Raw genomic sequence first — 13,296 nt, 5'->3', positions numbered from 1 at the left:
GTGGTCGTTCTCGCCGCCGCAGAACAGCTCGCCGGCGCGCGTGCGGCGCGGGCCGCGATCCGGGCGGGGCACGCCGAGCCGACGAGCGGTGTCGCGGTCGGGCTGACGCAGGCGAACCTGATCTCGGTGCCGGCCGACTGGGCCTTCGAGACTCTGCTCTTCGCGCAGCGCAACCCGAAGCCGTGCCCCGTGCTCGAGGTCATCGAACAGGGCGAGGTGGAGTCGCGGCTCGCGCCGGGCAGCGACATCCGCACGGACATCGGCCGGTACCGCATCTGGCGTGACGGTGAACTGGTCGAAGAGATCGCCGACGCGACCGCGGCGTGGGCGGAGCATCCCGACCTCGTCTCGTTCCTCATCGGATGCAGCTTCACGTTCGAGGCGGGTCTCGTGCAGGCGGGCATCCCGATCCGCCACCAAGAGCTGGGTCGCAACGTGCCGATGTACCGCACCTCGGTGCCGTGCACCCCGGCTGGCCGGCTGAGCGGCGAGATGGTCGTGTCGATGCGGCCGATCCCGGCAGGGCAGGTGGCCGATGCCGTGCAGATCTCCGGCCGGACCCCTGCCGTGCACGGTGCCCCGGTGCACATCGGCGATCCGGCATCGCTCGGCATCGTCGACCTGGCCCGCCCCGATTTCGGCGATGCGCCCGAGGTGCGCGAAGGCGAGGTGCCGGTGTTCTGGGCCTGCGGCGTCACCCCGCAGGCCGCCATCATGGCCTCGAAGCCGCCGTTCGCGATCACCCACGCACCCGGCTACATGTTCATCACCGATGTGCCGGACGCGGAGTACCTGGTCTGATGCGCATCCTCACGGCATCCGACCATGCGCTTCTCGTCGAGGCGGCCGACCTCGATGAGGCGATGCGTCTCAACCTCGCCTGGGATGGGGTGCGCGGCGTGGTCGAGCGCATTCCCGGTGCCCGCACCGTGCTCGTGCGGTTCGATCCTCTCGTCGTCTCGGCCGCCGACCTCGCGGATGCGCTCTCAGCGACCGAGATCGACACGGCTCATCTACCCGCCACCGGCGAGGTCACCGTGCCGGTGCGCTACGACGGGGAAGACCTCGACGAGGCCGCATCCCTGCTCGGGGTGTCTGCCGCTGAACTCGTGAACCGCCACCTCGCCGCCGACTGGAAGGTCGCCTTCTCGGGCTTCGCTCCCGGCTTCGGCTATGTGGTGAGCAGCGACCCCCTGTTCGACGTGCCCCGCCGCTCGTCGCCCCGCACCCGTGTGCCGGCCGGATCCGTGGCCCTCGCTGGACAGTTCACCGGGGTGTACCCGCGCGAGAGCCCGGGCGGATGGCAGCTCATCGGTCGCACGGATGCCCTGATGTGGGACATCGACCGCGACCCGCCTGCACTGCTGTCGCCCGGCACGACCGTTCGGTTCGAGCAGGTGCGTGAGCAGGTCGTGATGTCGGAAAAGCCAGACGATCTCGCCGACGCGCGGCGCGTCACCGAGCGACACGCCGCCGCCGACGCGCTTGATCCGGGTTCTCCGGCCGCCGCCTCCGTCGAGATCGTGCGTCCGTCGATGCAGCTGCTGGTGCAGGATGCCGGCCGCCCCGGCTTTGCGGCGCTCGGCGTCTCGGCGTCCGGCGCGGCCGATCGTCGTGCGATGCGCGAGGCGAACCGTGCGGTGGGCAATACGAGCGGCGCCGCCGTGCTCGAGAGCGTCGGCGGTGCGGTGCTGCGGTTCCGCGGTGCCGGGGTCGCCGCCGTCACGGGCGCTGTCGGGTCGCTCGACCTGATCGACGCCGATGGCGTGGCCCGTCGCGTCGCACATGGCGCGCCCTTCGCCACCGTCGACGGCGACGAGCTCACGCTCGGGCATCCGACCAGCGGGCTGCGCTACATCATCGCGGTCCGTGGTGGTGTCGCCGTGGACCCGGCGCTCGACAGTCGTGCGAGTGACACCCTCGCCGGGCTCGGCCCTGCTCCGCTGGCTGCAGGCGATGTGATTCGCATCGGCGACTCCGCACGGCACCCCGTCGAGCCGGATGTCGCACTGCGAACGCTTCCGGCATCCGGTGACGTCGTCGATCTCGAGATCACTCTCGGCCCCCGCGACGACTGGTTTACGGCCGCGGCACTCGAGACGCTCACCGGCCAGGAGTGGACAGTGACCCCGCGGTCGGACCGGGTCGGCATCCGACTCGAGGGCGCCGTGCCCCTCGAGCGATCCGTCAGGGGCGAGCTGCCCAGTGAGGGCGCCGTGACGGGGGCGATCCAGGTGCCGCCCGACGGTCAGCCCGTGCTGTTCCTCCCCGATCATCCGCTCACCGGCGGGTACCCGATCATCGGTGCCCTCACCGATCGCAGCCTCGATCTCGCCGGGCAGCTGCCGCCCGGCGTGCGCGTCCGTTTCACCGTCAAGGAGACCTCATGACCAAGGTGCTGATCGCGAATCGCGGAGAGATCGCCGTGCGCGTCATCCGCGCCTGCGCCGAAGCCGGCTACACGTCTATCGCGGTCTACGCTGACCAGGATGCCGATGCGCTGCACGTGCGGCTCGCCGATGAAGCCCTGGGCCTGGGCGGAGACACCGCTGCGGCGACGTACCTCTCGATCGAAGCGCTGCTGGACGCTGCGCAGAAGAGCGGCGCGGATGCCGTGCACCCCGGTTACGGGTTCCTCTCGGAGAGCGCGGAGTTCGCGCGGGCTGTCGAGGGCGCGGGCCTCATCTGGATCGGGCCGTCGCCCGACAGCATCGACGCGCTCGGCGACAAGATGACCGCGCGCCGGATCGCGCAGCGTGTCGGAGCGCCCCTCGCTGCCGGCACCGATCAGCCGCTGGCAGGCCCCGCGGAGGCCGTGGCCTTCGCCGAGGAACACGGACTCCCGATCGCGATCAAGGCGGCCTTCGGAGGTGGCGGCCGAGGACTGAAGGTCGTGCGTGAGCTGTCGGAGGTCGCGGATGCCTTCGAGGCCGCGACGCGCGAGGCCATCGCCGCGTTCGGGCGCGGGGAGTGCTTCGTCGAGAGGTTCCTCGAGAGTCCGCGCCACATCGAGGTGCAGGTGCTCGGTGACGGACACGGGGGCGTCGTGGTCGTCGGCGACCGCGACTGCTCGATGCAGCGCCGAAATCAGAAGCTCATCGAAGAGGCGCCGGCGCCGGGCCTGACGAGCGATCAGCGCACGCGGTTCCACGACGCGGCCAGGGCGATCTGCGCCGAGGTGCAGTACCGCGGTGCGGGAACCGTGGAGTTCCTCCTCGCGGCCGACGGCACGATCTCCTTCCTCGAGGTGAACACGCGGCTCCAGGTGGAGCACCCGGTCACCGAAGAGGTCACCGGCACCGATCTCGTGCGCGAGCAGTTCCGCATCGCCTTCGGCGAAGGCATCTCGTTCACCGAGACGCCCGTGCCGTCAGGGCACGCCTTCGAGTTCCGCATCAACGCCGAAGACCCGGGTCGTGGCTTCCTGCCGAGCCCCGGTCGGGTGGAGTCGCTGCGGATCCCCGGCGGACCCGGGGTGCGCTGGGACAGCGGCATCGAGGCGGGCGACGTCGTGCAGCCTGCCTTCGACTCGATGATCGCGAAGCTCGTCGTGCACGCCGACAACCGCGACGCGGCGCTCGTGCGCGCGCGTCGGGCGCTGCGCGAACTCTTCGTCGAGGGCCCGGCCACCGTCATCCCGTTCGATCTGCTCGCGCTCGACGACGAGGCCTTCGCCACCGAGACCTTCGCGGTGCACACCCAGTGGATAGAGAGCACACTGCTGCCGCGTCTCGAGCCGCAGCTGCGACCGGCTCCCGTATCGGATGCCGCCCTCCAGCGCTTCCCCGTCGAGATCGATGGACGCAGGGTCGTGCTCGGACTCCCGATCGCGCTGCTCGCTGGGCTCGGCGGGCTGGCGGATGCCGGGGCAGCGGCGCCCGCATCCGATCCGTCCGAGCTGCGTTCTCCGGCACCCGGAACGCTCGTGCGCTGGCTCGCTGACGACGGGTCGAGCGTCGCGGCGGGCGATCCGGTCGCCGTGCTCGACGCGATGAAGATGGAGACCACGGTCACCGCTCACCGTGACGGCACCCTGTCGCACCGGGCGGAGCTCGCCGCCTCGATCGCGCCCGACACGGTGCTCGCACTCATCGCCTGAGAGCGGGTCGATCGCTGAACACGATCCTCGGCCGAACGCAGAGATCCCGGATGCCGCAGCGGCAGCATCCGGGATCTCTGTGTTCATGAGTCGATCGTGATTACGCGGGGTCGCCACCCAGCGGGCCCACGGCCTCGAGCGGGCGAGGGTCGTCGGCTCCGGTCTTGCGCGCGCGGGCGATCGCGTTGCCCACGTGGTAGATCAGGAGAGCTGCGACCGTGCCGAGCACGATGCCGCCGAAGGTGAAGTCGCCGAGCTGCATCGAGAAGCCGGCGATGCCGATCACCAGCGAGACGGCCGCGGTGTACTGGTTGACCGGGCGCGAGAAGTCGACCTTGCTGTCGACCCAGATCTTGATGCCGATGATGCCGATCAGGCCGTAGAGCGCCGTGGTCGCTCCGCCGAGCACGCCCGCGGGGATCGAGTTGAACACCTCACCGACCTTGGGCGAGAACGCCAGCAGGATCGCGAAGAGACCGGCGACCCAGTAGACCGCGGTCGAGTAGACGCGGGTCGCGGCCATGACGCCGATGTTCTCGCCGTACGTGGTCGTGCCCGAGCCGCCGAAGCCACCGGCGATCGTGGTGGCCACGCCGTCGGCGATCAGAGCGCGACCCGTGTGCTTGTTGATCGCGGGGTCTTCCGTCATGGTCGCGACACCGCGCACGTGGCCGACGTTCTCGGCGACGAGCACCAGGACGACGGGCAGGAACATCGCGATGGTCGACCACGTGCCCGGTTCCACGAAGTCGGGGAGCTGGAACTCGGGAAGGCCGATCCAGGGTGCATCCGCGATGAGCTCTGCCGGCGTCTTGCCTCCGCGCAGCGCGTTGGGCACGTCGAACGACCCGGTGAAGGCGGCGTAGATGAAGCCGACCGCGACGCCGAGGAAGATCGAGATGCGGCCGAGGAATCCGCGGAACAGCACCGCGAACAGGATGATCGCGACGAGCGTGATGGTCGCAGTGACCGGGTCGAGCTGGAAGTTGTTCCACGCGGTGGGGGCGAGGTTGAAGCCGATCAGGGAGACGATCGCGCCGGCGACGACCGGAGGCATGAGTGCGTCGACCCAGCGGAGGCCCGCGAACTGCACGACCAGACCGACCACGGTGAGCAGGATGCCGACAGCCACCACGCCCGCGAGTGCCGAGCCTGTGCCACCCGCGGCGACCGCAGCGGTGATCGGCGCGATGAATGCGAACGACGAACCGAGGTAGCTGGGCAGCTGGTTCTTCGTGATCAGCAGGAAGATGAGGGTGCCGAGACCGCTGAACAGCAGGGTCGTCGAGACCGGGAAGCCGGTCAGGGTCGGCACGAGGAACGTGGCGCCGAACATCGCGACGACGTGCTGGGCGCCGATCGCGATCGTCGCGGGCCAGTTCAGGCGCTCATCGGGCTTGACGACGGCGCCGGGTTCGACCGTGCGGCCGTTTCCGTGGGTCTTCCACAGGGGCATGCGGGCTCCTCAGGATCTTTTCGGGGGGAGTGGGAGTGCTGGAGCAACACTATCGATCCCTGAGTGTTCCCTGGATGCCGGGGTCGGCGGAGCCTCACGGCTTCTCCCGGTCGTTGAGCGAGCCCGGCGGAGCCGAGCGAGCCGAAACGCGGCTTCGATGCGAGATCGGCTCGCGACGTTTCGTCTCAGTCGACTTCGTCGTCTTCGCTCAACGACCGTCGTCCTCCGGTCGTTGAGCGAGCACGGCGCAGCCGAGCGAGAGCGACCCTCAGGCCCCGAGTCGCTCGATCAGCTCGCGGTAGCGGTCGGCGGTGCGCTCGACGATGTCCTCGGGGAGAACCGGCGGCTCGCCCTGCTTGTCCCAGTGGGAGGCCAGCCAATCGCGCACGATCTGCTTGTCAAAGCTCGCCATCCGCTCCGTCGGGGTCGTGCCGGTGCGCCAGGCCTCAGCGTCCCAGAAGCGCGAGGAGTCGCTCGTGAGCACCTCGTCGGCCAGATGCAGGATGCCCTCGGCATCCGTCCCGAACTCGAACTTGGTGTCGGCGAGGATCAGCCCCTTCTCCTCGGCGATCGCCGCCGCGCGCGTGTAGAGCGCGATCGACACGTCTCGGAGCTCGGCCGCACGCTCGGCGCCGACGAGCTCGACGGTCTGCTCGAAGGTGATGTTCTCGTCGTGCTCGCCCATCGGCGCCTTGTAGGCGGGGGTGAACAGCGGCTCGGGCAGGCGGTCGCCGTTCTGCAGGCCGGCGGGCAGCGGGATGCCGCAGACGGTGCCGCTCTCGGTGTACTCGGCCCACCCCGAACCGGTGATGTAGCCGCGTACGACGCATTCGACCGGCAGCATCTCGAGCGACTGCGCGAGCATGGCGCGGTCGGCGACGCTCGCGGGGATCTCTCCCTCGGCGAGGTGGTTGGGGACGTCAGCGAGCTGGCTGAACCACCAGCGGCTCAGGCGCGTGAGCAGGGCGCCCTTCTGGGGGATGCCGGGAGACAGCACGAAATCGAAAGCACTGACGCGGTCGGACGCGACCACGAGGATGCGGGTGTCGGCGGCGTCTTCCGAGGCATACAGGTCGCGGACCTTGCCCGAATAGATGTGGCGCCAGCCGGGGATGGTCTGTGCGGTGCTGTCCGAAGGATTGCTCACCCGCCCATTATCCCGGTTGGTCGAGGTCGCGCGAGATCCGAGCGATCACCGGCCGTGAATCCCGGTGCGTGTCAAGGCCCGATGCGGATGCCCGTCGATCGGCGAGGCTCGACCCGAGACGATCGGAGATGGCATGACGAAGGATCTGTCCACGGGTGACCGGGTGAGTTGGAACACGTCCCAGGGGCGCACGCAGGGGACGGTCGAGGAGAAGAGGACGAAGGACTTCCGGTTCGCCGGGCAGAGCTTCACGGCCTCCGAGGATGAGCCCGCGTACATCGTGACGTCGGAGAAGAGCGGTGACAAGGCGGCGCACAAGGGGTCGGCGTTGAGGAAGCTGAGCAGCTGAGTGCCGTCATCGTCCGAGACCCGAGTGTCGGTGGGGCTGTCTAGCGTGGACACGTGACTGACACCTTCACCGACCGGCTGCGACTGTCGCGCGCTGTTCCCACCGATCTCGACGCCGTGTTCGCCATCCAGAACGATCCCCGCGTGTGGACGCACTATCCGACGCTCAGGCACACCGACCCTGCTCAGACCGTCGAGATGATGCATCGCTGGGAGCGCAGTTGGACGGAGGCGGGCCTCGGGTCCTGGGTGGCTCGCCTGCGCGAGACGGATGAGGTGATCGGCAACGGCGGGTGCACCCTTCTCGGGGGAGAGGTGTGGAACATCGGCTACCGGATCGCAGCCGACCATCACGGCCGAGGTCTGGCGACAGAGCTGGCTCGGGCCGGAGTCGAGGAGGCGACATCGATCGCGCCGGATCGCCCGGTGATCGCCTACCTCGTGGAGCACAACCGCGCCTCCGCTCGCGTCGCCGAGAAACTCGGCCTCGAACTCGTGCATCGGGCACCGGATGCAGGCAACCCCGACCCCTCGGTGATCAGGCTCGTCTACGCGGACCGGGAACTCACACCCGCCCAGCTCGCGGCCGCCCTGCGGTAGACACGCCCGCGCCGGCGACCGCCTTGTCGTGGACGGAGCGCAGGCGTATAGTCCACATGGACTATTTCGAACGGAGCCATCTGGGGAGGGGCCGATGCAGCGACTGACCCCGATGGGCGTGATGATCCTCGCGTTGTTGCGCGAAGGCGACATGCACCCGTACGAGATGGTGCGGCTCATGCGCGCTCGCCGCGACGAACGCCTGCTCGTGATCACGAACGGCACGCTCTATCACACGGTCGGACGACTCCAGCGAGCCGGACTCCTCGATGAAGTGGGCATCGATCGTGAGGGCAACCGTCCCGAGCGCACCACGTACACGCTCACGGATGCCGGCCGCGAGGCGCTCCTCATCTGGTTGCGTCAGGAGTTGTCGGCGATCGACCGGCCGTCGGAGTTCCGGATCGCGCTCGCCGAAGCGCACAACCTCGAACGTGCGGACACGATCGTCTGCCTGCGCGCGAGACGCGCCGCCCTCGATGAGGGTCACGGGCTGCACCGTGACGGGCTGATCAGCGCTCGAGCCGAGGGGGCGCCCGAGCAGGTGCTCGTCGAGTTCGAGCGCCAGGAGGTGCTGCTCGATGCGGAGCTGCGCTGGATCGACTCGCTGATCGACCGACTCGAGGCCGAGGAGTTCCCCTGGGGGCCCTCCGCTTTCGACTACTCAGACCGCTACCGCGCACAGCGAAAGGCTGCACAGCAATGACCGAACCCCGCCAGAAGTCGGGTCCCGACACCGGCACCTTCGCCGCCGGGCACCGCCCGGCCAGCCCCTGGCCCGCACTCTGGGCGCTTGTCATCGGCTTCTTCATGATCCTCGTCGACACGACGATCGTCTCGGTCGCGAACCCCGCGATCAAGGCCGCCCTCGACCCGACCACCAACAACCTCGACAACGTGGTGTGGGTCACCAGCGCCTACCTGCTCGCCTACGCCGTGCCGATCCTGATCACCGGACGACTCGGCGACCGATTCGGGCCGAAGAACATCTATCTGATCGGTCTCGCCGTCTTCACGCTCGCGTCGCTCTGGTGCGGGCTCTCGGACTCGCTCGAGATGCTCATCGCCGCTCGTGCCGTGCAGGGACTCGGCGCCGCATTCATGACGCCGCAGACCATGGCCGTGATCACGCGCACCTTCCCGCCCGAGCGTCGTGGGGCGGCGATGGGCCTGTGGGGCGCGACCGCCGGTGTCGCCACGCTCGTCGGCCCCCTCGTCGGCGGTCTGCTCGTCGACGGCTTCGGCTGGGAGTGGATCTTCTTCGTCAACATCCCGGTCGGAATCGTCGCGTTCGTGCTGGCCTGGCGTCTCGTTCCGAAGCTCGCCACCAGCCCGCATCGCTTCGACCTCGTCGGAGTCGTGCTGAGCGCGGTCGCGCTCTTCCTCCTGGTCTTCGGGCTGCAGGAGGGCGAGAAGTTCGACTGGGGTGTCATCTGGGGGCCGATCTCGGTGTGGACCCTCATCATCGCGGGCCTCGTCATGCTCACGCTCTTCATCGTGCAGCAGGCGCGCACCCGCAGCGAGCCTCTCGTGCCGCTCGACCTCTTCCGGGATCGCAACTTCTCGGGAGCGAACGTCGCGATCGCCGCGGTCGGTTTCACGGTGACGAGCATGTCGTTGCCGATGATGTTCTTCCTGCAGACGGCGCGAGGACTCACCCCGACCGAAGCGGCGCTGCTGCTGATCCCGATGGCCGTGCTGTCGGGCGTGCTCGCCCCCGTCGCCGGCAAGCTGCTCGACCGGATCGACCCTCGCATCATCCTGATCCCGGGTCTGCTGTGCGTCATCGTCGCGCTCGTCTGGTACTCGGCGCTGATCAACATGGACACCCCCATCTGGATGTTCCTGATGCCGTCCGCGCTGATGGGCATCGGCAACGCGGGCATGTGGGGTCCGCTCGCGACCACCGCGACCCGCAAGCTGCCTCCGCGCCAGGCCGGTGCCGGTGCGGGCATCTACAACACGACCCGCACCATCGGATCGGTGATCGGCTCGGCATCCATCGCCGCGTTCATGCAGTCACGTCTCGAGGCGAACCTGCCCGGTCTCGCCGACGCTCCCTCGGGCATCAGCGGTGGCGGGTCGCTGCCTCCGCAGGTCGCCGAGGGCTTCGCTGCCGGCATGTCGCAGGCGATCCTGCTGCCGGCCTGCGTGATGGTCATCGCTCTCATCGCCTCACTGTTCCTCGGGCGCTACGACAAGGCGGATGCCGCGGCCGCCGGACCGGCGGAGGCACCCGCGCCTGCGGCATGACTCACGCCTGACGACGAGCCGGGTCGGGTACCGATTCTGCTTCTACAGCAACGAGGGATCGGAGCCGCCGCATGTGCACGTGGAGCATTCCGGAATGACTGCCAAGTTCTCGCTTGCGCCCGTAGAATCGGCAGCAAGATCGAGGTTCAACGACGATGAACTGCGTGTCCTGCAACGCCTCGTCGAGCGTCATGGTGATCGTTTCGAGGAGGCGTGGCATGAGCATTTCGGTGGATGATGCGATCGCCGTCGATGTGTCCATCGACGAGCATGAGATGCGCGTGCGCATCAGAGACGGCCGGACCATCAGTGCACCTCTGGCGTGGTTCCCTCGACTCGCGAACGCGAGCGTCGCGGATCGTGCGGACTGGCGATTGATCGGTTCCGGAGAGGGGATCCACTGGACCCGCCTCGATGAGGATGTCTCGACCGCTGGACTCCTGCGCCGACACTGACCGGTTTTGCGACAGACGGCCCCGGTGTGATGTCATCTGGCGATGACGATCGAGCTCATGAGGCCCACCGCAGATCTGTTCGATTCCTGGGCAGCCGCAGTCGCCGAGTTCGGTGACCGGCACATCGACGGGTCGGGTCTGCAGGCGCCGGTCACGCCGGACCGCGCGACGCTCGACGCGCTGATCGAGAAGTCGAGGCTGCTCGCCGACACGTCGGTACAGCTGTCCGAAGGCCTCGTGCACAACGACCTGTACTGGGTCGTGGATGCCGGCGAGGTCGTCGGCTTCCTCTCGTTCCGGCATGAGCTCAACGACTACCTGCGCCTGGTGGGCGGGCACATCGGCTACTCGGTGCGGGAGTCACGTCGCCGCCAGGGCTACGCGGCGGCCGCGCTGCGGCTCGGACTCGACCGTGCGCGCGAGATCGGACTCGAGCGCGTGATGGTGACCTGCGACGACGACAACGTCGGGTCCTTCCGCACGATCGAAGGCGCCGGAGGCGTGCTGCACGACGTGAGCGATCAGTCGGAGCGCGGCCACGCCATGCTGCGCCGCTACTGGATCACGCTCTGACGCCGAGTCCGTGAACCGACCTCGGCGCACGGCGACACGCCGTCGCCGGTTAGGGTTGATGGTCGACGACCATCCCGGTGGCAGCATCCTGTCGCCCATCCGATCCGAGGAGCATCCGTCGTGATCCGAAATCCCTCTTCTGCGTCTGCGCGTCTGCGCACTCTCGGACGCACTGCCGGGGCGATGGCGCTCACGGCGTTCATCGCGGCCGGCGCGCTGCTCGGTGGAGCGTCCGCCGCCACCGCGGCCGACGACTCCGAGACCTACGTCATCGGCACCGACACGACTTTCGCGCCGTTCGAGTTCACCTCTCCGGACGGTGATCTCGTCGGCATCGACATGGATCTGCTGCGCGCGATCGCAGAGGACCAGGGCTTCGAGGTCGAGATCCGTCAGCTCGGTTTCGACGCGGCGCTGCAGGCTCTGCAGTCGAATCAGGTCGATGCCGTCATGGCCGGCATGTCGATCACCGATGAGCGTCAGCAGATCTTCGACTTCAGCGATCCGTACTTCACCAGCGGCATCCAGCTGGGTGTGCTCGACGCGAGCGACATCGAGTCGCTCGACGACCTCGACGGCGAGACGGTCGCGGTCAAGACCGGCACTCAGGGGCAGACCTTCGCCGAGGAGAACCAGGACGAGTACGGCTTCCGAGTCACGCCCTACTCCGACACGACCGACATGGTCGACGCCGTCAAGGCCGGACAGGCAGTGGGCTACTTCGAGGACTTCCCCGTGCTCGCCTACGGCATCCAGCAGGGATCCGGCTTCCGCCTCGTCGGCGATCCGGAACTCGGCGGCGAGTACGGCTTCGCGGTCAACAAGGGGCAGAACCCCGACCTGATCGAGAAGTTCAACGAGGGGCTCGCGAACCTCCAGGCATCCGGCGAGTATGACGAGATCGTCGACACCTACCTCGCCGGCGGTGAGGAGACCACGCAGGCCACCGACATCTTCTCGGTCGCCGTCAAGTACTGGCCGGCGCTGATGGAGGGCCTGTGGCTCACCATCCTCGCGACGCTCGTCGCCCTCGTCGCGGCGTTCATCCTGGGCATCGTCTTCGGTTTCGGACGCATCTCGAAGTTCCTGCCGTTCCGATGGCTCGCGACCGCGTACGTGTTCGTCTTCCGCGGCACACCCATCCTCGTGCAGGCGTTCTTCGTGTTCTTCGCCATCCCGCAGCTGTTCCCCGGCCTCACGTTCAACCCGTTCGTCGCCGGGGCCATCACGCTCTCGCTGAACACGGGTGCGTACATGACAGAGATCATCCGTGGCGGCATCCAGGCCGTCGATCCGGGCCAGAACGAGGCCTCGCGGTCGCTGGGCCTCGGTCACTGGAAGACCATGCAGAAGGTCGTGCTGCCGCAGGCGTTCCGCATCATGATCCCGTCGTTCGTGAACCAGGGCATCATCACCCTCAAGGACACGTCGCTGATCAGCGTCATCGGCCTCGCCGAGCTGACGTTCGTGTCGCGTCAGATCATCGCCTCGACGTACCTGTCGGCTCAGGTGCTGACCATCGTCGCCATCATCTACTTCGTCGTGATCACGCTGCTGACGCTGCTCGCGAACCGCCTGGAGAGGAAGTTCAACGCATGAGCAAGATCGAGGTCAGAGACCTGCACAAGTCGTTCGGCGACAACCACGTGCTCAAGGGCATCGATCTGACGGTCGACGACGGCGAGGTCGTCGCGGTCATCGGTCCGTCGGGCTCGGGAAAGTCCACCCTGCTGCGCTGCCTCAACAAGCTCGAGGAGCCGACCTCGGGTCAGGTCGTCATCGACGGCGTCGACCTGACCGACAAGAGCGTCAAGCTCGATGAGGTGCGCCAGCGCATCGGCATGGTGTTCCAGCACTTCAACCTGTTCCCGCACATGACGGTGCTCGAGAACATCACGCTCGCTCCGGTCGAGCTCGGCAAGCTGTCGAAGGCCGAGGCGAAGGAACGTGCGCTGGGTCTGCTCGACCGCGTGGGCCTCGCCGAGAAGGCGGATGCGAAGCCGGCATCCCTCTCGGGCGGTCAGAAGCAGCGCGTCGCGATCGCCCGTGCGCTGGCGATGGATCCCGAGATCATGCTGTTCGATGAGGCCACCAGCGCCCTCGACCCCGAGATGGTCGGCGAGGTGCTGCAGGTCATCCGCGACCTCGCCTCCGGCGGCATGACGATGGTGCTCGTGACGCACGAGATGGGCTTCGCCCGCGAGGTCTCGGGTCGCACGGTGTTCATGGATGCCGGTGTCGTCGTCGAGGAGGGGCCGCCCGCCGAGCTGTTCGGCGCTCCGAAGAACGACCGCCTCAAGGACTTCCTCTCGAAGGTGCTCTGACAGGTTTCCCATGTCGAAGGCCCCCACCCGGTGTCGGGTGG

14 protein-coding genes are annotated in these 13,296 nt (G+C 68.2%); 12 read left to right on the top strand and 2 right to left on the bottom strand.

Going from position 1 to position 13,296, the window contains the following annotated elements:
- From ACZZZN_RS13360 to ACZZZN_RS13350, 3 genes are read left to right on the top strand one after another with little or no spacing between them, the layout of a single operon-like run.
- Positions 1-801: a putative hydro-lyase gene (locus tag ACZZZN_RS13360; protein WP_463505623.1), complete on the top strand. Its 801-nt coding sequence runs from the start codon at positions 1-3 to the stop codon at positions 799-801.
- On the top strand, positions 801-2,390 hold the full coding sequence (locus tag ACZZZN_RS13355) for a 5-oxoprolinase subunit B/C family protein (protein ID WP_463505622.1): 1,590 nt from the start codon (positions 801-803) through the stop codon (positions 2,388-2,390). Before ACZZZN_RS13360 ends, ACZZZN_RS13355 begins: the two co-directional genes overlap by 1 nt.
- On the top strand, positions 2,387-4,099 hold the full coding sequence (locus ACZZZN_RS13350; RefSeq protein WP_463505621.1) for an acetyl/propionyl/methylcrotonyl-CoA carboxylase subunit alpha: 1,713 nt from the start codon (positions 2,387-2,389) through the stop codon (positions 4,097-4,099). Before ACZZZN_RS13355 ends, ACZZZN_RS13350 begins: the two co-directional genes overlap by 4 nt.
- A 100-nt stretch (positions 4,100-4,199) precedes the next feature.
- Here ACZZZN_RS13350 and ACZZZN_RS13345 read toward each other — a convergent pair whose 3' ends face one another.
- A complete protein-coding gene (locus ACZZZN_RS13345) occupies positions 4,200-5,555 on the bottom strand; it encodes a uracil-xanthine permease family protein (RefSeq protein WP_463505620.1) in 1,356 nt (451 codons plus the stop codon).
- Between the two features lie 268 nt (positions 5,556-5,823).
- Positions 5,824-6,702, bottom strand: coding sequence for a phosphoribosylaminoimidazolesuccinocarboxamide synthase (locus tag ACZZZN_RS13340; protein ID WP_463505619.1), 879 nt, complete (start codon positions 6,700-6,702; stop codon positions 5,824-5,826).
- A 133-nt stretch (positions 6,703-6,835) separates the two neighbouring features.
- On the opposite strand from ACZZZN_RS13340, the gene ACZZZN_RS13335 reads away from it, so the two are divergent.
- The 9 genes from ACZZZN_RS13335 to ACZZZN_RS13295 all read left to right on the top strand — a co-directional run bounded on the left by ACZZZN_RS13335 (position 6,836) and on the right by ACZZZN_RS13295 (position 13,255).
- Positions 6,836-7,051, top strand: a complete 216-nt coding sequence (locus tag ACZZZN_RS13335) for a hypervirulence associated TUDOR domain-containing protein (protein WP_463505618.1) — start codon at positions 6,836-6,838, stop codon at positions 7,049-7,051.
- 53 nt (positions 7,052-7,104) lie between these two features.
- On the top strand, positions 7,105-7,650 hold the full coding sequence (locus ACZZZN_RS13330) for a GNAT family N-acetyltransferase (RefSeq protein WP_463505617.1): 546 nt from the start codon (positions 7,105-7,107) through the stop codon (positions 7,648-7,650).
- 94 nt (positions 7,651-7,744) lie between these two features.
- Positions 7,745-8,356: a PadR family transcriptional regulator gene (locus ACZZZN_RS13325; protein WP_463505616.1), complete on the top strand. Its 612-nt coding sequence runs from the start codon at positions 7,745-7,747 to the stop codon at positions 8,354-8,356.
- A complete protein-coding gene (locus ACZZZN_RS13320; protein WP_463505615.1) occupies positions 8,353-9,903 on the top strand; it encodes a DHA2 family efflux MFS transporter permease subunit in 1,551 nt (516 codons plus the stop codon). Before ACZZZN_RS13325 ends, ACZZZN_RS13320 begins: the two co-directional genes overlap by 4 nt.
- Positions 9,857-10,141 (top strand): DUF4160 domain-containing protein, encoded by a 285-nt coding sequence (locus tag ACZZZN_RS13315; RefSeq protein ID WP_463505614.1) that lies wholly within the window; start codon positions 9,857-9,859, stop codon positions 10,139-10,141. Before ACZZZN_RS13320 ends, ACZZZN_RS13315 begins: the two co-directional genes overlap by 47 nt.
- The gene (locus ACZZZN_RS13310; RefSeq protein WP_463505613.1) at positions 10,122-10,358 is read left to right on the top strand and encodes a DUF2442 domain-containing protein; all 237 of its coding nucleotides are present in this window, start codon (positions 10,122-10,124) and stop codon (positions 10,356-10,358) included. Before ACZZZN_RS13315 ends, ACZZZN_RS13310 begins: the two co-directional genes overlap by 20 nt.
- A 42-nt stretch (positions 10,359-10,400) precedes the next feature.
- Complete coding sequence (locus ACZZZN_RS13305) at positions 10,401-10,931, top strand: GNAT family N-acetyltransferase (protein ID WP_463505612.1); 531 nt, start codon at positions 10,401-10,403, stop codon at positions 10,929-10,931.
- Positions 10,932-11,051: 120 nt separating this feature from the next.
- Positions 11,052-12,530: an amino acid ABC transporter substrate-binding protein/permease gene (locus ACZZZN_RS13300; RefSeq protein WP_463505611.1), complete on the top strand. Its 1,479-nt coding sequence runs from the start codon at positions 11,052-11,054 to the stop codon at positions 12,528-12,530.
- Positions 12,527-13,255, top strand: a complete 729-nt coding sequence (locus tag ACZZZN_RS13295; protein WP_463505610.1) for an amino acid ABC transporter ATP-binding protein — start codon at positions 12,527-12,529, stop codon at positions 13,253-13,255. The genes ACZZZN_RS13300 and ACZZZN_RS13295 overlap by 4 nt, the downstream gene beginning before the upstream one ends.
- The last annotated feature ends 41 nt before the right edge of the window (positions 13,256-13,296 follow it).

Source organism: Microbacterium sp. AC145 (genome assembly GCF_979258505.1).
The sequence above is the reverse complement of the archived record's forward strand: the minus strand, read 5'-3'. Positions and strand labels throughout refer to the sequence as shown.

Coding starts and splice junctions, on each gene's coding strand:
- ACZZZN_RS13355 (WP_463505622.1), top strand. CDS start 801: ATGCGCATCCTCACGGCATCCGACCATGCGCTTCTCGTCGAGGCGGCC.
- ACZZZN_RS13350 (WP_463505621.1), top strand. CDS start 2,387: ATGACCAAGGTGCTGATCGCGAATCGCGGAGAGATCGCCGTGCGCGTC.
- ACZZZN_RS13345 (WP_463505620.1), bottom strand. CDS start 5,555: ATGCCCCTGTGGAAGACCCACGGAAACGGCCGCACGGTCGAACCCGGC.
- ACZZZN_RS13335 (WP_463505618.1), top strand. CDS start 6,836: ATGACGAAGGATCTGTCCACGGGTGACCGGGTGAGTTGGAACACGTCC.
- ACZZZN_RS13325 (WP_463505616.1), top strand. CDS start 7,745: ATGCAGCGACTGACCCCGATGGGCGTGATGATCCTCGCGTTGTTGCGC.
- ACZZZN_RS13320 (WP_463505615.1), top strand. CDS start 8,353: ATGACCGAACCCCGCCAGAAGTCGGGTCCCGACACCGGCACCTTCGCC.
- ACZZZN_RS13315 (WP_463505614.1), top strand. CDS start 9,857: ATGCCGCGGCCGCCGGACCGGCGGAGGCACCCGCGCCTGCGGCATGAC.
- ACZZZN_RS13310 (WP_463505613.1), top strand. CDS start 10,122: ATGAGCATTTCGGTGGATGATGCGATCGCCGTCGATGTGTCCATCGAC.
- ACZZZN_RS13305 (WP_463505612.1), top strand. CDS start 10,401: ATGACGATCGAGCTCATGAGGCCCACCGCAGATCTGTTCGATTCCTGG.
- ACZZZN_RS13295 (WP_463505610.1), top strand. CDS start 12,527: ATGAGCAAGATCGAGGTCAGAGACCTGCACAAGTCGTTCGGCGACAAC.